Origin of the sequence: Gleimia hominis (assembly GCF_002871945.2) — a bacterium.
In the GTDB taxonomy this organism is placed as follows: Bacteria; Actinomycetota; Actinomycetes; order Actinomycetales; family Actinomycetaceae; genus Gleimia; species Gleimia hominis_A.
In genome coordinates this window covers 1,023,477-1,047,913 of the sequence record NZ_CP126963.1, presented here as the reverse complement: position 1 = coordinate 1,047,913, position 24,437 = coordinate 1,023,477, and the positions used below count along the sequence as shown (strand labels likewise).

Below are 24,437 nucleotides of genomic sequence, written 5' to 3'. Positions count from 1 at the left end.
CTGTTTCAGACGGTCTACTGTTTCCGATGGCCTACTGCTTCAGCGGGCCCCTGATTGTTCCAGCAGGCACACCCGCTCAAACACCTCTATTTTCTCACGCGTGCGGGTGAGGAAACCGCTCTAAGCTGCGACGCAAAACAGAACGCCCGGTTGCAACGTTGAACCGAATAAACTGGTCGAAACCCGCTCCGCATGCTTTCCCATCATTGACCAAAATGCCGGCGCGCACAAAATCCTCTGCTGGACATTCACTGCCCAGCGCAGACGCGTCAATGAACCCCATGTACGTGCCTTCCGGCCGCGTCCACGACAGCGCACGGCCAGCCAGGAACTCATCGACAACCGTCAGGTTCTCATCAACATACGCGTTAACGGCATCCAACCATTCGCCGCCCTCGCGGTACGCCGCAATCGCTGCTATCGCTCCCAGTGGGGCAGCCGGATGCAAGTACCGCCGTGCCTGCTCCCATCGGCCGGCCAACTTCCCTCGCCCCACAATCATCTGCGCGCAGTGCAAACCCGCCACGTTAAACGCCTTCGACGCCGCCACCGCCATCACCGCGTGGTCCGCGAACGATGGATCCACACTCAAATAAGGTACGTGCCGACGCGGCTGCGGCACCAGACCCGCGTGAACCTCGTCGGCAAACACCAGCAAGTCGTGTCTTTGAGCAATTTCCCCAACGCGTTCCAACTCCTCGCGTTCCAACACCCTCCCCGTTGGATTCCACGGGTTACATAGCACCAGCAGGTCCCCCGAATGCGCGGCTGCCTCAAGTGCCTCAAAATCCAACTGCCAACGCCCCCGCACAATCTGGCCGGGCACTTGGTGGACGCGGTGACCATGCAGCTGCGGCAACGTCAAAAAAGGCATGTAAGCCGGCGTGGGCACAATAACGGTTGAACCGGGCTCCAACAGGCCCTGAAGCATCGCGCAAAACCCATCTAGCACCGAAGAAGCTAACGACACGCAGGTCGGATCTACCGAAAACCCAAAGCGTTCGCGCTCAAAAAACTCCACTGCCAACGCAGTGCGGCGCGCCAAGTGGGGCGGTAGGTAACCAAAAAACTCCTGCCCCACCGCCTGCTCAACCGCCCGCTTCACCGCTGGCGCAGTACCGTAATCCATCTCCGCAATCCAATGACCACTGGCCGACTCCAGTGTTTTCGCGGGCGTGTTTGCGACCGGGGAAGTAGACCACTTCATACTCGCCTTCGAACGCATCTGCGCCTCGTCAAACCCGTCAAAATCAAAACCCATAACCAGCATCCTCCCTGATGGTCTCGCGGTAACGCCACGCATCTTGTACAGCGCATACCTGCACGCGGTAGAATAAAAGCACTATGGCTACTAATTCTAACGGTAAAGTCCGCGTTCGTTTCTGCCCTTCACCAACGGGCACCCCCCACGTCGGTATGGTTCGCACCTGCCTGTTCAACTGGGCTTGGGCCCGGCACGTGGGAGGCACGTTTGTGTTCCGCATCGAAGACACCGATGCGGCCCGCGATTCACAAGAATCATTCGACCAAATCATCGAGTCGCTGCAGTGGCTCGGCCTGGATTGGGACGAGGGTATCAACAAAGGTGGCCCACACGGGCCCTACCGCCAGTCGGAACGCATGGACATCTACCAGGATGTAGCGCGCAAACTAGTGGAAGGTGGATACGCGTACGAGTCTTTCTCAACGGCAGAGGAAGTGGAGGCCCGCCACCGGGCAGCCGGACGCGATCCGAAATTGGGGTACGACGGCTACGATCGCGACCTAACGCAAGAACAAAAAGATGAGTTCCGAGCCGCCGGACGCGAACCCGTGCTGCGCATGCGGATGCCCGATGAGCCCATTACGTTCACGGACATGGTGCGTGGGGAAATCACGTTCAAACCCGGTTCCGTACCCGACTACGTGATTGTGCGGGCCAATGGGCACCCGCTCTACACGCTTGTGAACCCGATTGATGACGCGCTCATGGACATTACTCACGTGCTGCGTGGTGAAGACCTATTATCGTCCACGCCGCGGCAGATCGTACTGTACCGCGCGCTGCTGGAGCTGGGGATTGCCAAGCAAATCCCCCAGTTTGGCCACCTCCCGTACGTGATGGGGGAGGGGAACAAGAAACTGTCTAAACGCGACCCCGAATCGAACCTCCTGCTGCACCGCGAACATGGGATGATCCCCGAAGGGCTCATCAACTACCTCGCGCTCCTCGGCTGGTCAATCAGTCCTGACAACGATATTTTCTCTGCTCAAGAGATGGTGGATGCGTTCGACATTCACGACGTAAACCCGAACCCGGCGCGGTTCGACCTCAAAAAATGCACCGCCATTAACGCAGAGCACATTCGGATGCTTGAACCAGATGATTTCAAGTGCCGCCTAGTGCCGTTCCTGCACCGCGAAGGGCTCGTGTCTGCAGAAACGTTTGACGAGCTTTCCGGGCGGGAACAAACCATCCTCACTGCGGGTGCGCCGCTGATCCAAACGCGGATCCAGCTGCTAGGGGAAGCACCCGGTATGCTGCACTCGCTGTTCGTGGGCTCCGACCTGATTTCTTACGATCCGAAAGCCGTGAAAAAACTTAAAGCCGGCGCTACGGAAGTGGTGGAACGCGCGCGCGACATCCTCACGGATCTTCCGCAGTTCGACGCGCAGTCTATTGAACACGCACTGCGCAGTGAACTGATCGAAAAGATGGGGTACAAACCGCGTTTGGCATTCAACCCAGTGCGGGTTGCCGTGTCTGGCAAACAGGTGTCGCCACCACTGTTCGAATCCCTCGAGATTATTGGGCGCGAAGAAACCCTGGTGAGGCTGAACAAGTTCGTGGGCGAAGTGCAACTGTAGAACACAACTGAGGTTCACGCCGCTAAAGCAGAGCGTGACCTGTTTAACCCCGCGCCGATTTGTGAACGCGAAGGGGACTCAGGTAAAGTTTCTTAGCGGCGACGCCGGCGGAATGATTGAAAAATCAACCGTCAGCGAGCCTCATGCCTTGGGGTATGGTGTAATTGGCAGCACGAGTGATTCTGGTTCATTTAGTCTAGGTTCGAGTCCTGGTACCCCAGCCACCACTTGTTTTTGCAAGTGGTTCCACCTGTAGCGTGGTTGTTTGGCCCCCATCGTCTAGCGGCCTAGGACACCGCCCTCTCACGGCGGCGACACCGGTTCAAATCCGGTTGGGGGTACTGCGTCTGAGCATTCAACCGTTCCCATTTTTGGTTCGAAAACCAGTTTGGTTCGAGAGCCTTTCTTGGCGCGAAAACCATTTCGGTTGAGACCTTCTTGGTGTGGAAGAATGCGTAGGCGCCGATTTGGCCCCCATCGTCTAGCGGCCTAGGACACCGCCCTCTCACGGCGGCGACACCGGTTCAAATCCGGTTGGGGGTACCATCCACGCGGGCGTTTTCGTAGGCCTGCACGTACCGCCACATTCCTGTTTTCCACGTGTAATCCACGGGTTTCAGTGCGGCTTCTTGCAGTTTATTTAAAGTTCGAGGGGCCCGCACCAGGCGGGCGATCGCTGCTTCTAACTGCTCATCGGAATCGACTAGGGCACCGTTTACCCCGGAGGTAATGAAGTCGGCGATTCCGTTATTACTTCTAGCTAGCACGGGTAGGCCGCAGGCGCGCGCTTCGAGTGCAGCAATGCCGAACGCTTCGTGCACCACTGGGGAGACGAAGGCGTCCGCACGTTCGTAAGCGTGCGCTAGGGTGGTGGCGTTAGCGCGACCATGCAGGCGTATCGGCGCACCTTGCCGCGCGAGTTTACTCAGGGCTGCGGCGTCGGGCCCCACTCCGTAAACGTCCCAGCGCACAGCGATTCCCGCGCGCTGCATCCGCAGAATCGTTTTCCCAAAGGGCACTACTCGTTTACGCCCTGCCAGCCGCGTTGCGGTCACGAGCCGCAGTGGCTGTGGCCCCGCGTAGTTGCGACTGCATTCTGGGGTTGTTTCTAGCGTGCGTAGTTTCCGTCCGGTTTGTTGTGCGCGCGCTTGGATGCGGTTTTGGCGGGCGCTTTCCCACGGGTCGGTATCGATTAGGTTTGGAAGTATTTTGACGTTGAGGGGGAAGCGGCTGCATGCCTGCACTGCTTGCGCGGCGGCGTGGGACACGGAGGTTAAACTCATCGGGGTGGCCGCCCATTGCGCGAGGGGATGCACCCAGCCGTACCAGGTGCGCGAGTCGGTGAGTAAACAGTGCCATGTGAGCACAGTTGGAAGTTTCAGTTCGGCACAGATTTTTACGGCCATGCGGGCGAACGGGGAGACGACCCCCATGTGAATGTGCACTACGTCGTACAGTGGCAGCATGCGGCGCAGAGTGGGGCCGGCGAATGGGTTAACGGGCACTTGTCCCGGCAGGCGCAGTGCGAGCCGCACGACTTTGGGCCCGCCCGTGTCCGGGTGGGGGCTGGCAGTAGCGGTGATGACGGTGACGTCGTGCCCAATGCGCTGCAGGGCGTGCGCTAAACCACTGACTTGCGACTCAATCCCTCCCATGCGCGGGGGGTAGCAGTCGGAAACTAGTGCGATCCGCAATCGTCCTAGCCTTGTGAGTGGTCTTGTTCTTCGGCGCGCCGTAAGAAGTCAGAGAGTCGGTTCGCAGCCGCCACTACGGACGGGCCGTGTTGGCGCCCTGGCTGCCGCCCCATGCGCTCGACGGGCCCGGAGATTGAGAGGGAGGCTAAGACTTTACCTTTTGGCCCGCGAACGGGGGCGGATACGGAGGCGACCCCGGTTTCACGTTCTGCGATGGACTGCGCCCAGCCGCGGCGGCGCACCGCAGACAGCATGGTGGCGTTGAACGCGGCGCCGTACAGGCCGCGGTGCAGGCGGTCAGGTTCTTCCCACGCTAAAAGCACTTGCGCGGCAGAACCAGCTTTCATTGAAAGGGTTGCGCCCACTGGAATGGAGTCGCGCAACCCCATTTGCCGTTCTGCGGCGGCTACGCACACTCTCTGGTCACCTTGACGGCGGTACAGTTGAGAAGATTCGTGCGTGTGATCACGCAGCGCAACCAGCACTGGTTTCGCGAATGTGAGTAAACGATCTTCCCCGGCTGCGGAAGACAGTTCAGCCAGGCGCGGGCCCAGTATGAAGCGGCCTTGCATGTCGCGCGCCACAAATCTATGGAACTCGAGGGCCACGGCCAGCCGGTGGGCTGTGGGGCGGGCGAGTTCCGTTGAGGATACGAGCTGGGCCAAGGTAGCAGGGCCGGCTTCGAGTGCCGATAGCACGAGCGCAGCCTTGTCTAAGACGCCCACTCCGGAAGTGTTAGTCTTCTCGTCCATAACACGATCATTGCATCTCAAGGCGTGAGATGGCAACTTTAAGTGAGTTGTCTCCGTTCACCTGCCGCGTACGACCTTGGAGCCGGCGAGTCGGTAGAGTAGAGTACACACTCTTAGAGATGGTTAGTGCGAAAGGGCGAAATGGCCTCTGGAAATGTTTTGCGGGTAAACGGCGGGAAACCGCTCAATGGCTCTATACGCGTGCGGGGAGCGAAAAACTTCGTTCCCAAAGCAATGGTCGCATCCCTGTTGGGGAATACGCCGTCGACGCTGCGTAACGTACCGCTTATCCGCGATGTCGATGTGGTCTCGGAGCTGCTCACTTTGCATGGCGTGCACGTGAACTATGACCAGGCGGGGGGCGTGTTGGAGCTCGATCCGTCGAGTGTGGAAACGGCGCACAGTAGTGAAGTGGATGCGCTCGCGGGTTCGTCTCGGATTCCGATTTTGTTCTGTGGACCGCTGCTGCACCGGATTGGGGAAGCGTTCATCCCGGACCTGGGTGGGTGCAATATTGGGGGCCGGCCCATTGATTTCCATTTGGATACGTTGCGTTCTTTTGGGGCCGTGGTGGAGAAGCTTTCCAGTGGGATCCGCATTAGCGCTCCGGAGAGGCTTAAGGGCACCCGCGTGCACCTGCCGTACCCGTCTGTGGGGGCCACCGAGCAGACTTTGCTCACTGCCGTGATGGCGGAAGGCATTACGGAGCTGACGGGCGCTGCGATTGAACCGGAGATCATGGATTTGATTAACGTGCTGCAGAAAATGGGGGCGATCATTTCTGTGGATACGGATCGGACCATCAATATTGAGGGCGTTGACGAGCTCGAAGGGTTTACGCACACGGCGCTGCCGGATCGGATTGAAGCGGCATCTTGGGCGTGTGCTGCACTGGCTACGCGTGGAGATATTTATATTGAGGGCGCGCACCAGCCGGACATGATCACGTTTTTGAATACGTTCCGCAAAGTGGGTGGACGGTTCTCGGTGGAAGATGAGGGGGTCCGGTTTTGGCATCCCGGTGGGGATCTGAAGTCGATTGTGTTGGAAACGAATGTGCACCCGGGGTTCATGACGGATTGGCAGCAGCCCCTGATTGTGGCACTAACGCAGGCGAAAGGCCTGTCGATTGTGCATGAGACTGTGTACGAGAACCGGTTTGGTTTCACCCGGGCGCTGCGGGACATGGGGGCGAACATTCAGGTTTACCGCGAGTGCTTAGGGAACTTGAAGTGCCGGTTTGGGCAGCGGAACTTCCGCCACTCCGCGGTTATTTCTGGGCCAACGCCACTGCATGGCGCCAATATCACGGTGCCGGACCTGCGCGGCGGGTTCTCACACCTCATCGCAGCTTTAGCGGCCGAAGGTGAGTCGAATGTCGCGGGGATCGACGTCATCTCGCGCGGCTACGAGCACTTCCTCAAGAAGCTAGGGCAGCTGGACGCCCACGTGGAAATGGTAGCCCGCTAAAAAGACCGCGCCCGTCGGCTTTGGAATCGGTTCGTGAACATTGACGCACTTGGAAGCGATGCGGGGCGACCAAAGGAACGAGTGGGGTCGGATGCGCTGGGGCGACCAAAGGAACGAGTGGGGTCGGATGCGCTGGGGCGACTGGGTTTGATTATGATGTAGGTCGTGAGTAAAAAACCTGAAGGCATGTATAAGGCGGTTTTGCGGATCACGGGCCCACTGATCCGACCTATGATGCGTACGCATTGGACGGGACAAGAGAACCTCCCGAAAGAAGGCCCGTTCATTTTGATCATGAACCACGTGACCGAGTTCGATCCATTCATGGTCATGTACTATCTGGGCGACGAGGGACACGCCGTGCGCGCCCTGGCGAAAGATAGTTTGTTCCACGTTCCCCTGCTGAAAACGGTGCTTAAACGCGCAAAAATGGTGCCGGTTCACCGTTCTTCCTCCGAGGCTGGGGACGCGCTGAAGAACGCGAAAAATGCGATTGCCCACGGTGAGTCGATCGCGTTTTTCCCAGAAGGTACGCTCACACGCGATCCAGACATGTGGCCAATGACGTTCAAAACTGGAGCGGCCCGCCTGGCGTTCGCCATGAATGTGCCAGTGATTCCACTGGCGCAGTGGGGTGGGCACAAGATTATGCACCGGTTCCGCGATTCGATCCCGTTCCTCAAGGGCCGGCAAGACGTGTGGGTGCATACCGGGCCGGCGATCGACCTGTCCGATTTGAATCAAGATGAGGAAGACCGCGCGGCCGTGCATGCCGCTACCCGCCGGATGCAACGCGTGATAACGCAGATGGTGGCTGCGTTGCGGAACGAAGAACCTCCGCGCTACCCGTGGAATCCGAAACTGGGCCGGTACTTAACCGCAGACGACGACGCGGGAGACACCACCATCTCCTAACGACGCCACCCGCAGCTTGCACCGGGGCAGGAGTAATTTTCTCCCTCTTGTGGCCCGCAAGTTTTCCGTGCCCCTCTTTTCCGCACTCGTCGGCACCGACTGCTCAGCCGATCCTACTGGCAGTGGTTATTTTTGAATGTCAATCACGAGACGCGTGGGGGAGTCGTAGAACACGGCGGATGCACCGGTTTGCTTGCCCGTGGAGATCGCCAGGTGGGTTTGATCTTCGTAACTACCGTCGAACCACGCGATCGTGTGGGCGTCTAACCGCTTGTCTGCCGGCCCGTTGTACGCCACCTTCTGCTGGTCCGCCATTATCGGAGCGATCGTTCCAATCATGCGTATGTCCAGCACATGTTCTTGAGGGATTGGCAGCGGCAATCCCCGTCCCATTTCGACAACTTTCTGCGTTGCCCACTGGGCTTTAACCTGCGGTCGTTTATCGCCTACGAATTCGACTACCACGCGGTAGTACCCATCGTGCTCACCGACGCGGAAATCCCGTACGAGCGCTCCCGCTGATTCGGATCCTTTGAGTTCGATCGGGTTTTGCGTCCACTGGTGACTATCGCGCTCACCATTTTTGCCTGAGGGGGTGGGGGCGCTGTCTGCTTCGTCCAAATCCGCGGTGGGTGACGCAGTTGGCGTGGGAATAGCGCTCTTTGAATGCTGAGGGGAAGCCGACGCCGAACTGCTGGCAGGGGCGCTGCTGGGCTGGTCTGAGGTTGTGTTGGAACACGCGGCAGTGAGTGCCGCACATGCTCCCATAGTCAGACATGCCCGCCCCAACTGCTTTAAACGCGAGGTCGTGAAGGGATGGTGGTTCTTTCGCCTCGGTTTGCGCTCGCTCACAGGTGTGGGGTGCTGCTCGCTCACAGGTGTGGGTTGCTGCTCGCTCCCAGGTGCGGGGTGACGCTCGACGTTGTGCCTGCTTTTTCCTGTTGTTTCCATGCCGCCTCCTAATAGTAACTAGTGTGCCAAACCCCGCTGGCCACCGCCATCTTGACGCAGCCGAGCGTTAAAACTTAAAACCATCGGCGCGGACGAACAGAGTGGTTGTAGTGGAGCGGTAAAGTATTTGGCATGACTCAAACCCAGCGTGCACACAAAACCCGCGTAGCATTAATCTTCGGTGGGCGCAGTGGGGAACACGAAGTTTCCTGCGCAACCGCCGCATCCGTAATGAACGCGATCGACCAAACGAAGTTCGAAATCCTCCCCATTGGGATCACGAAAGACGGACGTTGGGTGCACGTAACAGGGGACGTAGAAGCATTCAGCATGGACCACAGGCCCGAAGGTGCCGTGGAAGCCGACGACGAAACCGTGTCCCTGTGGTTAGGGTCGCGCTCAATCTTCCAACAAAGCCCCGGAAACCTGGGCAAACTACAAGACGTGGACGTGATCTTCCCGCTGCTGCACGGGCCCTACGGCGAGGACGGCACGATCCAAGGGCTGTTCGAAATGTGCGCAGTTCCCTACGTGGGGTGCGGGGTCGCGGCCTCCGCAGTGGCGATGAATAAACACCTGGCGAAAACAGTGCTGCGCGCCGCCGGCATCAACGTGGGGCGCTGGACACTCATCACCGACGAACTGTGGCACACGGACCGCTCGCGGGCACTTGCCCAAGTCTCCGCTGTAGGCACAGACCTCTACATTAAACCCGCGCGCGCAGGTTCTTCACTGGGCATAACCCACGTGACGGAACCGAAAGAACTGGAAGACGCCATCGCTCACGCGCGTGAATACGACCGGCGAATAGTGGCAGAAGCAGCTATTGCGGGCCGCGAAATTGAATGCGGCGTGCTGGAAACCGAGGAGGGGCCCCGCGCCTCAGTGTGCGGAGAAATCGCGGTAAAAGACAGCGAGTTCTACGACTACAACACAAAGTACGTGGCCGCAGACCAAGCGGAACTATCGTGCCCAGCCGCAGTACCCGAACAAGTGCAGACCCGGATCCAGCAAATCGCGGTGGAAGCATTTACCGCACTGGGCTGCGAAGGCCTCGCGCGCGTCGACTTCTTCTACGACGAACAAACCGACAGCATCACCTTGAACGAAGTGAATACGATGCCCGGTTTCACGCCTATCTCGATGTACCCGCAAATGTGGCAGGCAACCGGAATCGCTTACCCGAACCTGATCACCACGCTCATTGAACAGGCACTGAACCGTCCCGTGGGCCTGCGGTAAAAACGGGCGTGGGCCCGTCCCGTGGGCCTGCGGTAAAACAGAATCTAAGTACTCTATAGTGGAAGTTATGAAACGTCGCGTAACACTTGTAACCAGCCGGGATATGCCGAACCTGTATTCAGACGAAGCCGGTATCCTCGACCTACTTGCCGAACGGAACATGGACCCGCAAATCAAGTTCTGGGACGACCCGGATATGGACTGGGAAAAAGCGGGGGTAGTGGTAGTGCGGTCCGTGTCGGACTACGCGAAACGCCGCGACGAATTCCTGAGCTGGGCCCGCAGTGTGCCACGCATTTTAAACCGGCCCGAAGTATTGACGTGGAACTCAGATAAGCACTACCTGCGGGAACTGGCGGACCGGGGGCTACCGATCATTGAAACAACGTGGTTGGAACCCGAACAAAAACTCACGAAACACCGGATCCACTCGCGTTTCCCAGCACTGCAGGACTTCGTTTTGAAACCCGCGGTATCATCGGGTTTGCGCGACATCGGTCGGTACAGCGCGATCTTGAACGAAGACCGGTCAAACGCCGTGTTCCACGCCATGGAACTACTGTCTGCAGGTCGTTCCGTGATGCTGCAGCGCTACTTCAGCGCAGTGGATGAACACGGGGAAATCTCCCTGGTGTTCTTCAACGGGCTCGTCTCGCACGCGGTCGAGAAAAAAGGGATGCTCCACCCATCGCACGTGACCGACGAACTCATGCATGAAACCCGCAACCGGGCGCGCGAAGCCACGCCGGAAGAGTGGCGTTGGGGCGAACAGATTCGCAACGTGCTGCACGAAGTTATGCGCGACAAGATCGGTCACGACACCCAGTTTCTATTCAACCGAGTGGACGTGGTGCCCGACGGAGAAGGGTCGTTCCGCATAATGGAAGTCGGGCTGGTGGACGCGCAGCTGTACCTCGACTCCTCGGCAGATGCGAAACGCAACTTCGCAGACGCGATCGCACAGCGAGTGCACTGGTAAAAACTGATTCTGACACCAGCCGCCTACAAGTCTGAGCGTGATTTTCCTAACGCTCATTGGTTTTGGGTTTAGCTGAGCGTGCTGGTAAAGTAAGGTCTTGCTGCTTCACTCAAGAAGTGGTGATGGTGGGTGTAGCTCAGCTGGTAGAGCACCTGGTTGTGGTCCAGGATGTCGCGGGTTCGAGCCCCGTCACTCACCCAGCTCACCGGGGGTTCAACCCCCGGTTTTTTATATGCACTTACCTCTACTTTTTCGATAGCATGCACTCGAACGAAAAACTGTTAAAAAGGGATATTCTGTGCGAAAAAACTCGGTGAAGTCACCAATCGTTAAGGCCGCGGTCGAGTCGATAGCGTCCCACCGCTATGCGTGGGCAGGGGCTGCGCTCGCGCTCTTAGCATTGGTGGTTGCCGCGTGCCTGTCGTGGAACACAGCTGCCGTTCAGCACTTCGTGTCTAAATACCCCGGGGTTGCTACCGGTGCCGAGTTTGAGGGCAACGCCGCCTGGGTGTGCGCACTTCACGCACTGAACATATTCTTCATGGCCCTCATCGTGAAAACCGGTATGCAAGTGAGGTTTTCGCGCCGAGGCGCCGGGTACCTCAAACCAAAATGGCCGCGCAAATCCCCAAAGGTGAGTGTCCTGCAGTTCACGCACGTGCTGGTGGACGTGCTGTGGATGGTTAGCGGACTCGGGTACGTCGTACTCATGTTCATTTCTGGACGCTGGGTCCGGCTGATTCCAACCAGCTGGGACGTGTTCGCCCACAGCGCGTCCGTGGCCTTGCAATACCTTTCGTTCCACTGGCCGGCCGACAATGGGTGGATCGCGTACAACGCGTTGCAAATGCTGGCGTACTTTGCCGTTGTGTTCATTCTGACCCCACTGGCGATAATCACCGGCTGGCGGATGTCCACCCTGTGGCCAAAAAAGTGGAACCGAGCATTCCCCATGCCGTGGGCACGGGCAATCCACTTTCCAACCATGATCGCGTACGGCCTATTCGTGGTCGTGCACCTGGTGCTGGTGGCCAGCACTGGGCTGATTCAAAACCTCAACCACATGTTCGCTGCCCGCAACGACAACAGCCTGTGGGGCCTGGTGGTGGCAGTTGTAGTACTGGCATTAACCGCGTTCGCCACCTGGGGGTTAAAGCCCGTGCTGATGCGAACCTTCGCCACTTTGTTTGGTCGCGTCACCCGCCGGTAGCGGGGTTTTGGGAGTTGCATTTCGCGCCCAGGCAGCCCCGGGTTGTAAACGTGCGTTTAAGGTGGGCGGACAGAAAAGCCTTAGTTTTTGGGTGCGTCAATCAGCATGCAGGTAAGGCGCGCGCTGGCGCACAACTGGTCTGCGTCGTCGCGAATCTGAATTTGTGTTGCCACGAGGGACCTGCCCGCCTTCAGCGTTTGCGCGCGCGCATGCACCCGCCCACTGCGCGCCGAGGAGTGATGTGTAACATTCAGTTCAATCCCCACCGCGGTTTTTCCCTTGGGCGCATTTGCGCGGGCCACGAGGGAACCCAACTGCTCGGCTAAAACGGCAGACGCCCCACCGTGCAGCAAACCAATTGGCTGCGTATTACCTTCCACGGGCATAGTCGCGTAACCTCCCTCAGCAGACAGGTCCACCAGTTCAATCCCCATTTTGTGCGCTAACGCGCCCATCACTGTTGCGTCCACGGGCTCCTCCTTCGTCTATAACCTACGTGTAGGCTATCGCCTCACGCGTGTGCAAAGTCTTGTCTAACCTGGGTACCAAACGCAGGGCGGAAAATGCGTAAGCAAAAACACAGTCCGCAGCCGCATTCGGGGTTTAGTTTAACAATCCGGTTCGTTACAATGGCGAGCAACGGCATAGACTCGGCCCGCTTGAAGAACCCGCGAACTTCGCGTTCTTGCAAAACTTGGTTCTACCTGCGGATATCACCGACGAGCCACCCGGAAGAAACGCGTTAACGCTTATTAGAACCGGGCGGGTAAGCCCGAAATAGCAGATAACAAGCGGCCCCACGAGCACTCGTTAAACCCGGGAGCCGGCGTAGCCCGGTTCCTGGTGTATCCCGGTAGCCGGTGAAGCCCGGTAACTGGTAGAACCTGGCAACCACCCCATGAGGGTGGTGCGGGAAACACGTGTTCGCGGTGGGGCAAGCGAGGTGGTACCGCGCAACCGACCCCGTGGTCGGCCACGTCCTCGACGACAGACGATTAGGACTCGAGGACAGGTAACGTGAGCGAGAAGAATTACCCCTTGCACCGCAGTGGTGACGTAGAAGCATCCCCATTTTTCCCAGACGTTGAACGCGACGTCCTCGCGTACTGGAAAACGGACGATACGTTCAAGAAGTCCATTGCCCAACGCCCGGCCGGTAAGAACGGTGATAACGAGTTCGTTTTCTACGACGGCCCCCCGTTCGCTAACGGCCTGCCTCACTATGGGCACCTGCTAACCGGTTACGTTAAAGACATCGTGGGCCGGTACCAAACGATGCAGGGCCGGCACGTGGAACGCCGGTTCGGGTGGGACACGCACGGCCTCCCGGCGGAACTGGAGGCCGAACGGATCCTCGGGATAGAAGACAAATCCCAGATTGAAGGGGAAGGCGGTATCGGTATCGCCGCGTTCAACGACGCCTGCCGGTCGTCCGTGTTGCGCTACACCGACGAGTGGGAAGAATACGTTACCCGCCAAGCCCGCTGGGTCGATTTCGAAAATGACTACAAGACCCTCGACCCCACCTACATGGAGTCCGTGATCTGGGCGTTTAAAACCCTGTGGGATAAAGGTCTGGTTTATGAGGGCTACCGGGTGCTTCCATACTGTTGGAACGACGAAACCCCGCTGTCGAACCACGAACTAAAAATGGATGACGACGTCTACCAGGACCGGCAAGACAACACGCTCACCGTCGGCATGCGTTTGGAAACCGGGGAGCTGGCCCTGATCTGGACCACCACCCCGTGGACACTGCCATCTAACCTCGCGATCGCAGTGGATCCGAATACGGACTACGTGACAGTTGAACCCACCGAAGGTGAGTTGGTGGGGGAGAAAGTGGTGCTCGCCCAGGCGCTAGTGGACCGGTACGCGGCAGAACTGGGGGAAGACCCCCGGGTGGTTGCCACATATAAAGGCAGTGATTTAGTGGGCCGCGCATACACCCCAATCTTCGACTACTTCGTCGGCCGCGGCAAAGATGAGGCGCCGGGTGAAAACGCGTGGCACGTGATTGCCGCGGACTTCGTCACTACGGAAGACGGCACCGGGCTGGTGCACATCGCCCCCGCGTTCGGTGAAGACGACATGAACGTGTGCGTGGAAAACAACATCCGCGCCGTCGTGCCCGTTGACGAGGCCGGTAAGTTCACTGCCGAAGTTCCCGATTACGAAGGCCTGCAAGTGTTCGACGCAAACAAGCCAATCACCCGGGACCTGCGGCGCGGTTGGGAAGAAGACGAAGGGCCCGTGGCGCGCACTCCCCGCAGCGAGCGTGCCCGCCTGGTGCGCCAGCAGTCTTTCGCCCACTCCTACCCGCACTGCTGGCGTTGCCGCAAACCCCTGATCTACCGGGCGGTGTCTTCTTGGTTCGTGCAAGTAACCGCTTTCCGCGACCGCATGGTGGAGTTGAACGAGCAGATCAACTGGTGTCCTGCGCACATCAAGCACGGCCAGTTCGGGAAGTGGCTTGAGGGAGCGCGGGACTGGTCGATTTCCCGCAACCGGTTCTGGGGGAGCCCAATCCCGGTGTGGAAGTCGGATAATCCCGATTACCCCCGCATTGACGTATACGGGTCTTTTGAGGAACTGGAGCGCGACTTCGGGGTGAAGGTAGATAACCTCCACCGCCCCTTTATTGACTCTCTGACTCGCCCGAACCCGGATGACCCAACCGGGCAGTCCACGATGCGGCGGATCCCCGACGTGTTGGACTGCTGGTTCGACTCCGGGTCGATGCCGTTCGCACAGGTGCACTACCCGTTTGAGAACGAAGACTGGTTTGAAGACCATTACCCGGGTGACTTCATTGTTGAATACATTGGGCAAACCCGCGGGTGGTTCTACACGCTTCACGTGCTCGCTACCGCACTGTTTGACCGCCCCGCGTTCAACAACTGCGTGAGCCACGGCATCGTCCTCGGTGACGACGGTCGGAAAATGAGTAAATCACTGCGCAACTACCCGGATGTGAACGGTGTGTTCAACGACTACGGGTCCGATGCCATGCGCTGGTTCCTCATGTCCTCAAACGTGGTGAACGGCGGGAACCTCGTGGTAACTGAACGGGGAATTCGCGACACGGTACGCCAGATCGTGCTGCCCATGTGGAACGCCTACTACTTCTTCGCGCTGTACGCAAAAACGTGTGCGAAAGGGAGCGGCTACCTTGCGACCGCGATCGCTCCAGATGATGAGGCGCGGGTGAAGGCCCTGCCCGTCATGGACCAGTACTTGCTTGCCCGCACCAGGCAACTAGCGATAGAGGTGGAAGCGGCGCAAAACCGGTTTGATATTCCCGGAGCATGCGAACTGGTGCGCGCCCACTTGGACCTGCTGACCAACTGGTACGTGCGCGTGTCGCGCCAACGGTTCTGGGATGAGGACCACGACGCGTTCGACACCCTGTACACGGCACTGGAAGTGCTCATGCGCGTGTCCGCACCACTGCTGCCACTGGTCACAGAAGAGATCTGGAGGGGCCTAACCGGCGGTGAGTCAGTGCACCTCACGGACTACCCGCATATCGGGCAGGCGTGGGCAAACGACGAACTACTGCAAACCATGAATGAGGTGCGCGACGTCGTCTCTGGCGGCCACTCACTGCGCAAAGCCGAACAGATCCGCGTCCGCCAACCGCTGCGCTCCCTCACGGTAGTATCCCCACTGGCGCAAAACCTGGAGGCTTACAAGCACCTCATTGCCTCAGAAGTAAACGTGAAAAACGTGCGTTTGAGCGCGCCGGACACCTCCGGATTAGAAACCAGGCAAGAACTCACGCTGAACCCGCGCGCATTCGACCCCGCGGTGCGGCGCTACACGTCAAAACTGTTCGCAGCGCAAAAACAAGGGCAGTGGCAAGCGGAAGACGGCAGCGTTGTTTTCCCAACCGTGCTCGTAGAAGGCGAACCTGTGCGGCTGAGTGGAGACCAAGTTAAACTCGCTACCGTCGTGCAAGCGGAAGAAGGACAGTCGGCCACAGTGCTCGGATCGGGCTCATTCGTGGTCCTAGATACGCAACTGGATGAGGAACTAAAAGCGGAAGGGTACGCACGCGACCTCGTGCGCGCCATCCAAGACGCACGGAAACAAGCGGGCTTGGATATTTCAGACCGCATCAACCTCACGCTGCAGGTACCAAACGAACATGTGGCCGCCGCCCGCACGCATGCGGACATGATTGCCCACGAAGTGCTCGCACTCGAAACGCACATCACCGGCGGTGTGGACGAAGTGAAGATTGAGGTGACGAAACGATCGTGACTGAGGATCTGGATACGGAACGTAAACTCAGCGAAATAATGGACCGCGACGTGTCAACCGACCTGCGGTCCGCGTTAGGGTCGCTGCACATGCTGCCTGAAGAGGAGCAGGAAACGCCGCCGCAGGCAACCAAACTCGGGAACGAGGAGCGCGTGGCAATCCACGAGCGATACCGGGCGATTGAACAGGCGATTCTAGCGCGCGCCCCGGAGCACAAGATACAGCCGTCATTAGAACGCGTGCGCATGGCCCTGGGAATCCTCGGGGATCCGCAAACCACGTACCGGAGCGTGCACATTACGGGCACAAACGGGAAAACCTCAACCGCGCGCATGCTTTCTGCATTGCTGATGGCTACGGGGCGGAAGGTGGGGCGCTACACCAGTCCGCACTTGCACAGCATGTGCGAACGCATCAGCATTAACGACGAACCGGTTACGGAAGCGCAGTTCAACGCCCTGTTCGACGACGTCGCGCTCTACCTCGACATGGTTGATGAAGCGAACGAGCAGGCTGGCAAGCCCCGCATGTCGTTCTTCGAAATCCTCACGGTAATAGCGCTTGCGGGGTTCGCGGATATTCCCGTGGACGCCGCCGTGGTGGAAGTGGGCATGGGGGGTACGTGGGATGCCACCAACGTGCTCGACGCGGAAGTGGCGGTGATTGCCCCGATCGCACACGACCACGAGAAATGGCTTGGTTCCACACTGCGTCAGATTGCGGCGGAGAAAGCGGGAATAATCAAACCCGGGAGCGTGGCCATTGTTGCGCACCAAGAACCCGAAGTTATGGAAATTTTGGAGCAGCGTGCCCGTGAGGTAGATGCCCAACTTCGAGTTGAAGGCCGGGACTTTGAGGTTGCGCAGCGGCGCCTAGCGGTCGGTGGGCAAATGCTGACTGTGCGCACTCCCGCAGCCGTGTACGCCGACGTGTTCGTCCCGCTCGTGGGCGCCCACCAGGCGCAGAACGCGGCGTTAGCTCTTGCGGCGATGGAAGCGTTTAACGGCGGTCGCGCTCTCGAGGGCACGCTCGTGGAAGAAGGGTTCGCATCCGCAACCTCCCCGGGGCGGTTAGAGGTGGTGCGCACCTCCCCGTCGATCGTGGTGGACGCCGCGCACAATCCGCACGGGGCCCGCGCGCTCGCCACCGCGCTTGGGGAGTCGTTTGACTACACCCACATGGTCGGCGTGTACGCTGCGATGGCGGATAAGAACGTGGAGGCCGTGCTGTCCGAAATGGAACCGATCCTAGATTCGATCGTTATCACCGGGATGGACACGCCCCGCGCTATGCCGGCGCAAGACCTGGGGGAGGTCGCGGTGGACGTGTTCGGACCCGACCGGGTGAGTGTGCAGCACTCTTTGCTGGATGCGATCGACCAGGCGGTTGAGCAAGCGGACGCGTCGACCGATCCGGCGGCGTCAAACGGGGTGGTGGTGTTCGGTTCCGTCGTCCTCGTGGGCCACGTGCGGGACCTCATGAAAGAACAAAACCAGCGGCTTTAAACGCACGCGCACTAAACCCTGGTAATACGGAAGTAATGATGGGACAATCGTGATTGTATTCACGTTTGTCCCATCTGCTTTATTGAGCGTAGTTCGAGGAGAACAATGAAGAAACTGGTCAATGATGTCCATGAGGTAGTGCGCGAGTCCTTAGAAGGATTCGCTCTGGCGCACGGTGATCTGGTGCAAGTTGAGTACGATCCCGCGTACGTGTACCGAAAGCAAGCCAAAGACGAGGGGAAGGTAGCGCTCGTTTCCGGGGGTGGGTCTGGCCACGAGCCCCTGCACACGGGCTACGTTGGATACGGGATGTTGGATGCGGCAGTGCCCGGCCCGGTTTTCACGTCCCCCACCCCGGATCCGATTGTTGCGGCGACGCAGCAGGTGGATCGCGGTGCCGGCGTGCTGCATATCGTGAAGAACTACACGGGCGACGTGCTGAACTTTGAAACCGCGGCGGAACTGGCGCAAATGGAAGACGTGGACGTGCGCACGGTTGTGGTTGCGGACGACGTTGCGGTCGAAGACTCTTTGTACACCGCGGGCAGGCGCGGTGTGGCGGGAACCTTCTTGGTGGAGAAGATCGCGGGGGCGGCTGCGGAACGCGGTGACGATCTAGATCAGGTGCAGTCCGTTGCGCAGGCCGTGTGCGACAACATGCGGTCCATGGGGTTGGCGCTGGGTCCGTGCACGGTTCCGCATGCGGGTAAGCCCTCGTTCGACTTGGGGGAGCGAGAAGTGGAGCTCGGGATCGGGATTCACGGGGAACCCGGTTACCGGCGCACATCCATGCGGGAAGCAGACGTGTTGGTCGCGGAGCTGTACGAGAAGGTGCAGGAGGACCTGCCGTTTAAGACGGGCGACAAGGTGGTAACGTTGGTGAACGGCATGGGGGGCACGCCACTGTCGGAACTGTACATAGTGAACCGCAAGCTCGGGCAACTACTGGATGACGATGGGGTTGAACCAGTCCGCATGCTGGTGGGTAACTTTGTTACGAGCCTGGAGATGCCGGGCTGTTCCGTTACCATGCTTCGTGTCGATGAGGGAATGTTGGAACTGGTGGATGCGCCCGCTTTAACACCGGGGTACCGGAAGGGAATGTAAATGAGTTTAGACACCGCTTGGGCGGTGCGGTGGTTGAATGACACCGCCGCGTTGATGCGTGAAAACCGTGAGGAACTAGTGGATCTGGATCGGGCGATTGGCGATGGCGACCACGGTGAAAACATGGACCGCGGGTTCACGGCACTGCGTAAACGCCTAGAAGAAAACGAACCCGATTCGATTGCGAGTGCGCTAAAACTGACCGCGAAAACCCTCATGTCTACCGTCGGTGGGGCAGCCGGCCCCCTGTACGGCACCGCTTTTTTGCGGGCCGCTAAGGTTGTGAATGCGCCAGCCCTTGAAGCGGCGGACGTGAACGCGCTCGTGGAAGCCATGCTCGACGGCGTGCAGGCGCGGGGCAAAGCAGCGCCCGGCGAGAAGACTATGGTGGACGCGTTAGCGCAGGCCGCGCGGGCCACCCGCGAGGCCGTTGCGGATGGTGCTGAGCCAGGCGCAGTGCTGGAAGCGGCGGCGGCCGGTGCGCACGCCGGCGCGGAGGCGACTAAACCCATGCGGGCCCGCAAAGGCCGGGCTTCCTACCTGGGAGAACGCTCCGTTGGACACCTGGATCCGGGGGCGGTTTCTACCGCACTGATTTTCCAGGCTGCTCTAGGAGCGGTAGATGAGTGAGACCACGACGGCGCTGCTGCTGGTGTCGCACAGCGAACAGCTCGCCAACGGTCTCGCTGCGCTCGCGGCGCAAATGGCACCAAACGTGACTATGAAAACCGCTGCCGGAACCGCTGACGGCAGGTTGGGAACGTCTTACGACAAAGTCGACGACGCCCTCAGCGAAATGCTCAAAGCCGGATCCGTGGTGGTGCTAACCGACCTGGGGTCAGCCACCCTCACCGCCGAATCCGTACTAGAGTTCCTAGACGACGAACCCGTAGTGTTTGCGGATGCCCCTTTCGTTGAGGGCGCTGTAGCCGCAGCTGTTGCAGCTCAAGGTGGCGGCGACGCATCCACCGTTGCGCAAGCGGCCCGCCAAGCCGCGCAGCAGTGGAGAGCACAGAGCGAGCCTGAACCTCAAGCGGAATCGGAAGAAGACTACGCAAACGCACAGGCCGTGACCGCGCAAGCAACCATCCACGACCCGGCTGGTCTGCATGCCCGACCGGCCGCTAAAATCGCGCGGGTTGCGGCGAACTACGATGCGGTAGTGACAATCAACGAGGTAGAAGCCGATTCGGTACTATCAGTAATGGGATTGGGCCTAAAAGACGGCGACACGGTAACCGTCGTGGCCCGCGGACCACAAGCGGAAGAGGCGTTAGACAACGTGGTCAACACGATTAACGAAACCCAAAAGGATGCGCAATAACAGCGTAGAAAGGAACAATATGCCTACTCCAGACCTGCTGGACCCAGAGAAAGAACACACGCTGGTACTCATCAAACCGGATGGGTTCAAACGCGGCTTGACCGGTGAAGTACTGCGCCGGATCGAACGCAAAGGATACGTGCTCAAAGGGCTGAAAATTAAGAAAGCCTCCACGGAACTGCTCGAACGCCACTACGTCGAGCACCGTGAAAAACATTTCTTCAAAGACCTCGTGGCCTACATGCAGTCTGGCCCCCTGGTTGCGGTGGTCGTGGAAGGTGACCGCGTGATTGAAGGGTTCCGACACATGATGGGCGCCACGAACCCCACGGTGGCGCAGCCGGGAACGATCCGCGGTGACTTGGCGCGCGACTGGGGAACCGGGCAGATTGAGAACGTGGTACACGGTTCAGATTCAACTGAATCAGCGGACCGGGAAATCTCCCTGTGGTTCCCAGAGCTCGTGTTTGAAGACGAGAAGAAATAGTTCTCCCCTCGGGTCCGCCGCCGCTTGGCGGCGGGCCCGTATAATAAGCAACTGTGCACCTTAAAACCCTGACTCTGCGCGGATTTAAATCGTTCGCATCCGCTACCACCCTGAACCTCGAACCCGGAATAACGTGCGTGGTGGGGCCCAACGGATCTGGAAAGTCAAACGTGGTGGACGCCCTCGCGTGGGTAATGGGAGAGCAGGGCGCTAAAACCCTGCGGGGTGGGCAGATGGCCGACGTTATTTTCGCGGGAACCTCGGGCCGCGCGCCACTGGGGCGAGCGCAAGTGTCCCTCACGATTGATAACAGCGACGGGGCCTTACCGATCGACTACACGGAAGTGACGATTTCCCGCACCCTGTTCCGCGGTGGCGGCTCCGAGTACTCCATTAATAATAATCCGTGCCGCCTGCTGGACATTCAAGAACTCCTGTCGGATACGGGGATGGGCCGGCAAATGCACGTGATTGTTGGCCAGGGGCAGTTAGATGCTATCTTGTCCGCGGGCCCAATGGAGTTGCGCGGTTTCATTGAGGAAGCCGCGGGCGTGCTGAAACACCGCCGGCGCAAAGAACGGGCGCTAAAAAAACTGGATTCAATGGAGGCTAACCTGCATCGGGTTCGGGACCTGGCTAATGAGCTCGCTCGGCAGTTGCGGCCCCTCGCGCGGCAGGCGAAAGCAGCGCGGAAAGCGGCGCAGGTGCAGGCTGTGATTCGCGATGCGCAAGCGCGGCTGCTGGCGGATGAACTGCAAGACCTCACGGAGCGCCTCGAAGTGGCGAACGCACAGGGGGAAGGCGTGGCTAAGCGCCGAGCTGAAATGGAAGAGCGCATGGGGACGCTCAAGCAGCAGCTGGCCGAGACGGAAGAACAGGCGCGCAAAGGGGCCCCGAGGGCGCAAGAACTAACTGTTATTTGGCAGGATCTAAACGCGGTTAACGCGGCGCTGGGAACCTTGGATTCGGTAGCGAAAGAACGGGTTCAACAGGCCGCGCACGCGCCGACCAGGCCCGCGGTGGACCTGGCGCAACTACAAGAACGCAGTGAACGAGCGAACTCTGAGGACAGTGAGCTACTGAAACAGTTGGAAGCCAGCGCCACCCGTTTAGACCAGGCCCGTAAAGACCGGGAGGCCGCGGAGGAAGCGGCGGCGCAGGCACAGCGGTTGGCACGGCGCCTCGAGTCCGAACGCGCGCAACACCGCGAACAGGTCGCCCGCCTAGTGGGGGACGTGCAAACCGCCCAGCAGGGGGTGCATAGCGCACAAGCGGATATGAAACGCATGGAGGAATCAGTTGCGGGAGCCCGCGAGCGCACCACCCGCGCTAGAGCTGCGGTGGAGGAACTGGGAACCGTGGCTCCCGAGGAGGAATCCGGCCCTGCGCGTGAACATGAGAAAGCCGTGGAAACGCGGGATCGGGCGCGGGAAGTGGTGGACGAGCTGCTTGCTACTGAGCGCGACGCGCAGGCGAGTGCGGCGACGTGGCGGGCGCGGCGCGACACGCTGCACCGCGGACTAGCGCCAGATGATGAGACTGCGCTACTGCTTGAGGATTCGCGTGCCCGCGGGACGCTGTCGCAGTTCGTGCGGGTAGCTTCCGGGTGGGAGAACGCGGTTGCGGCGCTGCTAACTCCGTTTTCTGACGCGGTTGTGGTCGATGATTTGGATGTGGTTACGTCGCTGAGTGGGGAAGGGGCCCGCCGCGTGGTGATCGCCAGTGCTGAACCAGTGGGGCCGGACGTCGGGAGCGAGCGCGCGTTGGATCCGGTAGAAGCCAGCTCGGAGGCGGCGGGTAGTGGGCCGGCGCAGCATGGTTTAGAGGCGAGCGGGCGCGAGGAGCGTGGTCTAGAGGGGACTGGGCCCGAGGGCGCTGTCGCTGCGTTGAGCGCGGTGGAAACCAGTGTGGAAGTGGCGGGTGTGAGCCGGGAGGTGCTGGCTGACTGCCTGCTGGTGGAGGATCTGCCCGCCGCGGTGGCTGCGGTGCGAACCCCGGGGGTGCGCGCGGTGGCGACGCGCGCGGGGGATGTGCTGACGCGTTACGCGGTGCGGACCGCTGGGCGAGTGCACGCGTCGGTTCTGGAGCGGCGCGCGGAGTACGAGGTGGCGCGCAAGCAAACCGAGAGCGCCCAAGCGCACTTGACGGATGTGCGTAAGAAACTGCAGGCGGCGCGTGAGCACTACGATGCGGCGGTTAAAGCTGCGCATCAGAGTTTGCAGGCGGTGCGTGCGGCGGATGCAAAGAAGGCGCAGCAGTCGGAGCGCAGAGCGCGGGTCCTGTCGGCATTGCGCGCGGCCCAGGCGGAGCAACAGCGTTTGGGAGAGTCGTTAGAAACCGCTCGTAAACGCGCGCGCGATGCGGTACAGCGCCTGGAGGCGGCGCAGGTTCGGCAGCGGCAGGTGCAGGATGTGCCTGAGGGGGCGGATCCGGCGGAGGCGTTAGAGCGTGCCCAGCGGTGTGAAACGCAGGCTAAGCAGGCGCGGGCTAATGAAACCCAGGTGCGCCTCGACGCGCGTACGTTGGAAGAGCAGTCGAAACGGGCGCGGGATCGAGCGCGGTCTTTACGCACGCAGCTGGCTCGTGCGCGCGAACAGGTACATGCGTACGAGCGGCAGGAGCAGCGGCGGGTGCGGCGCCACGCAGCGCTGGTGAGTATCGTGGAGCGGCTGCAAGGCCCTCTGCAGGCTGCGGATGCGGCGTTGAACCAGGCGGGGGAGGCGTTGAAGCAAGCGGAATCCGCGCGGAGTGAATTTAGCGATCGGGCGGATGCGTTGCGCAAAGAGGTGGATGCGCGGCGGGCAGAGCTGATTGCACTGACGGACGAGGCGCATCGCGACGAGATTGCCAAGCAAGAGCTGGTGCTCAACTATGAACGGGTGGTGGAGCGTGCCCAAGCCGAATTAGGGCTGGAGCCGCAGGCCCTGTTGGCGCAGTACGGGCCGGCTGTTCCAGTTGAGGCACCTGAACCCTATCCATATGATCGTGAGGAACAGCAGCAGCGGCTGGGGCGGGCGCAAAAAGAGCTGAAACGGCTGGGGAATGTGAATCCGTTGGCGCTTGAGGAGCATCGCGCGCTCGAGCAGCGGCACCAGTTTTTAACCGACCAGCTGCGCGACTTGTTGGAGTCGAAGAACGACCTGCTTGGGATTGTAGACGCGGTGGATGCCCAGGTGCAGGAAGCGTTTGCGTTGGCGTTCTACGACACGGCGGAAGCGTTTGAGCAGGTGTTCGCCACCTTATTTCCGGGCGGCGCGGGCCACTTGGCGCTCACGGATCCTGAGGACATGCTGCAAACTGGGATTGAGATTTCTGCCCGGCCGGCGGGGAAGAAGATTACCCGCCTCTCCTTGCTGTCGGGTGGGGAGCGTTCACTTGCGGCGGTCGCGCTGCTAGTTGCGATTTTTAAGGCTCGGCCTTCCCCGTTCTACGTTATGGATGAGGTTGAAGCGGCTCTCGATGACGTTAACCTGTCGCGTTTGATCACTATTTTTAAGCAGTTGCAGGAGGATTCCCAGCTGATCATTATCACCCACCAGAAGCGGACGATGCGGATTGCAGATGCGCTGTACGGGGTGACTATGCGCGATGGGGTGACGCAAGTGGTGTCGCAGAAGTTGGCGCAGACCCCGCAGGCGCAAGCAGATGAAAACTGAACGGACCGCGACGTGGTTGCAGCTGCGCACCC

The 24,437-nt window shown here is 59.9% G+C and carries 19 protein-coding genes and 4 tRNA genes; 18 read left to right on the top strand and 5 right to left on the bottom strand.

Going from position 1 to position 24,437, the window contains the following annotated elements:
- Positions 1-94 precede the first annotated feature (94 nt).
- Complete coding sequence (locus CJ187_RS04740; protein WP_158237766.1) at positions 95-1,261, bottom strand: MalY/PatB family protein; 1,167 nt, start codon at positions 1,259-1,261, stop codon at positions 95-97.
- A 155-nt stretch (positions 1,262-1,416) separates the two neighbouring features.
- On the opposite strand from CJ187_RS04740, the gene gltX reads away from it, so the two are divergent.
- The 4 genes from gltX to CJ187_RS04720 all read left to right on the top strand — a co-directional run bounded on the left by gltX (position 1,417) and on the right by CJ187_RS04720 (position 3,393).
- Entirely contained in the window at positions 1,417-2,847 is a 1,431-nt protein-coding gene (gltX, locus tag CJ187_RS04735; RefSeq protein ID WP_233187423.1) for a glutamate--tRNA ligase, read from the top strand.
- Positions 2,848-2,996: 149 nt separating this feature from the next.
- A tRNA-Gln gene (locus tag CJ187_RS04730) sits at positions 2,997-3,071 on the top strand.
- Between the two features lie 44 nt (positions 3,072-3,115).
- Positions 3,116-3,188, top strand: a tRNA-Glu gene (locus CJ187_RS04725).
- A 129-nt stretch (positions 3,189-3,317) separates the two neighbouring features.
- A tRNA-Glu gene (locus tag CJ187_RS04720) sits at positions 3,318-3,393 on the top strand.
- On the opposite strand, the gene CJ187_RS04715 is transcribed toward CJ187_RS04720, so the two are convergent.
- Together CJ187_RS04715 and CJ187_RS04710 are read right to left on the bottom strand one after the other, a co-directional pair.
- Positions 3,372-4,541: a glycosyltransferase family 4 protein gene (locus CJ187_RS04715; protein WP_102217210.1), complete on the bottom strand. Its 1,170-nt coding sequence runs from the start codon at positions 4,539-4,541 to the stop codon at positions 3,372-3,374. The two genes, CJ187_RS04720 and CJ187_RS04715, sit on opposite strands and share 22 nt — an antisense overlap.
- A 5-nt stretch (positions 4,542-4,546) precedes the next feature.
- A complete protein-coding gene (locus tag CJ187_RS04710; protein ID WP_102217211.1) occupies positions 4,547-5,293 on the bottom strand; it encodes an IclR family transcriptional regulator in 747 nt (248 codons plus the stop codon).
- Positions 5,294-5,434: 141 nt separating this feature from the next.
- Here CJ187_RS04710 and murA point away from each other — a divergent pair, with 141 nt between their 5' ends.
- Genes murA through CJ187_RS04695 form a run of 3 tightly spaced genes read left to right on the top strand, consistent with a single transcriptional unit; the run spans position 5,435 to position 7,678 of the window.
- Complete coding sequence (gene murA, locus CJ187_RS04705) at positions 5,435-6,763, top strand: UDP-N-acetylglucosamine 1-carboxyvinyltransferase (protein ID WP_102217212.1); 1,329 nt, start codon at positions 5,435-5,437, stop codon at positions 6,761-6,763.
- 33 nt (positions 6,764-6,796) lie between these two features.
- A complete protein-coding gene (locus tag CJ187_RS04700; RefSeq protein ID WP_269843603.1) occupies positions 6,797-6,925 on the top strand; it encodes a hypothetical protein in 129 nt (42 codons plus the stop codon).
- Between the two features lie 3 nt (positions 6,926-6,928).
- Positions 6,929-7,678, top strand: a complete 750-nt coding sequence (locus CJ187_RS04695) for a lysophospholipid acyltransferase family protein (protein WP_233187419.1) — start codon at positions 6,929-6,931, stop codon at positions 7,676-7,678.
- Between the two features lie 126 nt (positions 7,679-7,804).
- On the opposite strand, the gene CJ187_RS04690 is transcribed toward CJ187_RS04695, so the two are convergent.
- Positions 7,805-8,629 (bottom strand): AMIN-like domain-containing (lipo)protein, encoded by an 825-nt coding sequence (locus tag CJ187_RS04690; protein WP_146003128.1) that lies wholly within the window; start codon positions 8,627-8,629, stop codon positions 7,805-7,807.
- Between the two features lie 132 nt (positions 8,630-8,761).
- Between CJ187_RS04690 and CJ187_RS04685 the strand changes: the two genes are divergently transcribed.
- The 4 genes from CJ187_RS04685 to CJ187_RS04670 all read left to right on the top strand — a co-directional run bounded on the left by CJ187_RS04685 (position 8,762) and on the right by CJ187_RS04670 (position 12,060).
- Positions 8,762-9,871 (top strand): D-alanine--D-alanine ligase family protein, encoded by a 1,110-nt coding sequence (locus CJ187_RS04685; RefSeq protein ID WP_102217215.1) that lies wholly within the window; start codon positions 8,762-8,764, stop codon positions 9,869-9,871.
- A 67-nt stretch (positions 9,872-9,938) separates the two neighbouring features.
- Complete coding sequence (locus tag CJ187_RS04680; protein ID WP_102217216.1) at positions 9,939-10,850, top strand: ATP-grasp domain-containing protein; 912 nt, start codon at positions 9,939-9,941, stop codon at positions 10,848-10,850.
- A 125-nt stretch (positions 10,851-10,975) separates the two neighbouring features.
- A tRNA-His gene (locus CJ187_RS04675) sits at positions 10,976-11,048 on the top strand.
- A gap of 100 nt (positions 11,049-11,148) precedes the next feature.
- On the top strand, positions 11,149-12,060 hold the full coding sequence (locus CJ187_RS04670; protein WP_102217217.1) for a cytochrome b/b6 domain-containing protein: 912 nt from the start codon (positions 11,149-11,151) through the stop codon (positions 12,058-12,060).
- 80 nt (positions 12,061-12,140) lie between these two features.
- Here the strand turns inward: CJ187_RS04670 and CJ187_RS04665 are convergent, their stop codons facing one another.
- Positions 12,141-12,530, bottom strand: a complete 390-nt coding sequence (locus CJ187_RS04665) for a PaaI family thioesterase (protein ID WP_199171137.1) — start codon at positions 12,528-12,530, stop codon at positions 12,141-12,143.
- Positions 12,531-13,077: 547 nt separating this feature from the next.
- Between CJ187_RS04665 and ileS the strand changes: the two genes are divergently transcribed.
- The 7 genes from ileS to CJ187_RS04630 all read left to right on the top strand — a co-directional run bounded on the left by ileS (position 13,078) and on the right by CJ187_RS04630 (position 24,405).
- The gene (ileS, locus tag CJ187_RS04660; protein WP_102217218.1) at positions 13,078-16,326 is read left to right on the top strand and encodes an isoleucine--tRNA ligase; all 3,249 of its coding nucleotides are present in this window, start codon (positions 13,078-13,080) and stop codon (positions 16,324-16,326) included.
- Positions 16,323-17,831, top strand: a complete 1,509-nt coding sequence (locus tag CJ187_RS04655; RefSeq protein WP_233187420.1) for a bifunctional folylpolyglutamate synthase/dihydrofolate synthase — start codon at positions 16,323-16,325, stop codon at positions 17,829-17,831. The genes ileS and CJ187_RS04655 overlap by 4 nt, the downstream gene beginning before the upstream one ends.
- A gap of 105 nt (positions 17,832-17,936) precedes the next feature.
- A complete protein-coding gene (gene dhaK / locus CJ187_RS04650) occupies positions 17,937-18,938 on the top strand; it encodes a dihydroxyacetone kinase subunit DhaK (protein ID WP_102217219.1) in 1,002 nt (333 codons plus the stop codon).
- Positions 18,939-19,568: a dihydroxyacetone kinase subunit DhaL gene (dhaL, locus tag CJ187_RS04645; protein ID WP_102217220.1), complete on the top strand. Its 630-nt coding sequence runs from the start codon at positions 18,939-18,941 to the stop codon at positions 19,566-19,568.
- Positions 19,561-20,262 carry a dihydroxyacetone kinase phosphoryl donor subunit DhaM gene (gene dhaM / locus CJ187_RS04640; protein WP_102217221.1) on the top strand — a complete coding sequence of 234 codons (702 nt, stop codon included), beginning with the start codon at positions 19,561-19,563 and terminating at the stop codon, positions 20,260-20,262. The genes dhaL and dhaM overlap by 8 nt, the downstream gene beginning before the upstream one ends.
- Before the next feature lie 19 nt (positions 20,263-20,281).
- On the top strand, positions 20,282-20,749 hold the full coding sequence (gene ndk, locus CJ187_RS04635; RefSeq protein WP_102217222.1) for a nucleoside-diphosphate kinase: 468 nt from the start codon (positions 20,282-20,284) through the stop codon (positions 20,747-20,749).
- Positions 20,750-20,802: 53 nt separating this feature from the next.
- The gene (locus tag CJ187_RS04630; protein WP_284668044.1) at positions 20,803-24,405 is read left to right on the top strand and encodes a chromosome segregation SMC family protein; all 3,603 of its coding nucleotides are present in this window, start codon (positions 20,803-20,805) and stop codon (positions 24,403-24,405) included.
- Positions 24,406-24,437: the final 32 nt, after the last annotated feature.

What these genes read in the sequence shown, in the direction of transcription:
- gltX (WP_233187423.1), top strand. Translation starts at nt 1,417, where the DNA reads ATGGTTCGCACCTGCCTGTTCAACTGGGCTTGGGCCCGGCACGTGGGA.
- dhaL (WP_102217220.1), top strand. Translation starts at nt 18,939, where the DNA reads ATGAGTTTAGACACCGCTTGGGCGGTGCGGTGGTTGAATGACACCGCC.
- CJ187_RS04685 (WP_102217215.1), top strand. Translation starts at nt 8,762, where the DNA reads ATGACTCAAACCCAGCGTGCACACAAAACCCGCGTAGCATTAATCTTC.
- CJ187_RS04710 (WP_102217211.1), bottom strand. Translation starts at nt 5,293, where the DNA reads ATGGACGAGAAGACTAACACTTCCGGAGTGGGCGTCTTAGACAAGGCT.
- CJ187_RS04740 (WP_158237766.1), bottom strand. Translation starts at nt 1,261, where the DNA reads ATGGGTTTTGATTTTGACGGGTTTGACGAGGCGCAGATGCGTTCGAAG.
- dhaM (WP_102217221.1), top strand. Translation starts at nt 19,561, where the DNA reads ATGAGTGAGACCACGACGGCGCTGCTGCTGGTGTCGCACAGCGAACAG.
- ndk (WP_102217222.1), top strand. Translation starts at nt 20,282, where the DNA reads ATGCCTACTCCAGACCTGCTGGACCCAGAGAAAGAACACACGCTGGTA.
- murA (WP_102217212.1), top strand. Translation starts at nt 5,435, where the DNA reads ATGGCCTCTGGAAATGTTTTGCGGGTAAACGGCGGGAAACCGCTCAAT.
- dhaK (WP_102217219.1), top strand. Translation starts at nt 17,937, where the DNA reads ATGAAGAAACTGGTCAATGATGTCCATGAGGTAGTGCGCGAGTCCTTA.
- CJ187_RS04680 (WP_102217216.1), top strand. Translation starts at nt 9,939, where the DNA reads ATGAAACGTCGCGTAACACTTGTAACCAGCCGGGATATGCCGAACCTG.
- CJ187_RS04690 (WP_146003128.1), bottom strand. Translation starts at nt 8,629, where the DNA reads ATGGAAACAACAGGAAAAAGCAGGCACAACGTCGAGCGTCACCCCGCA.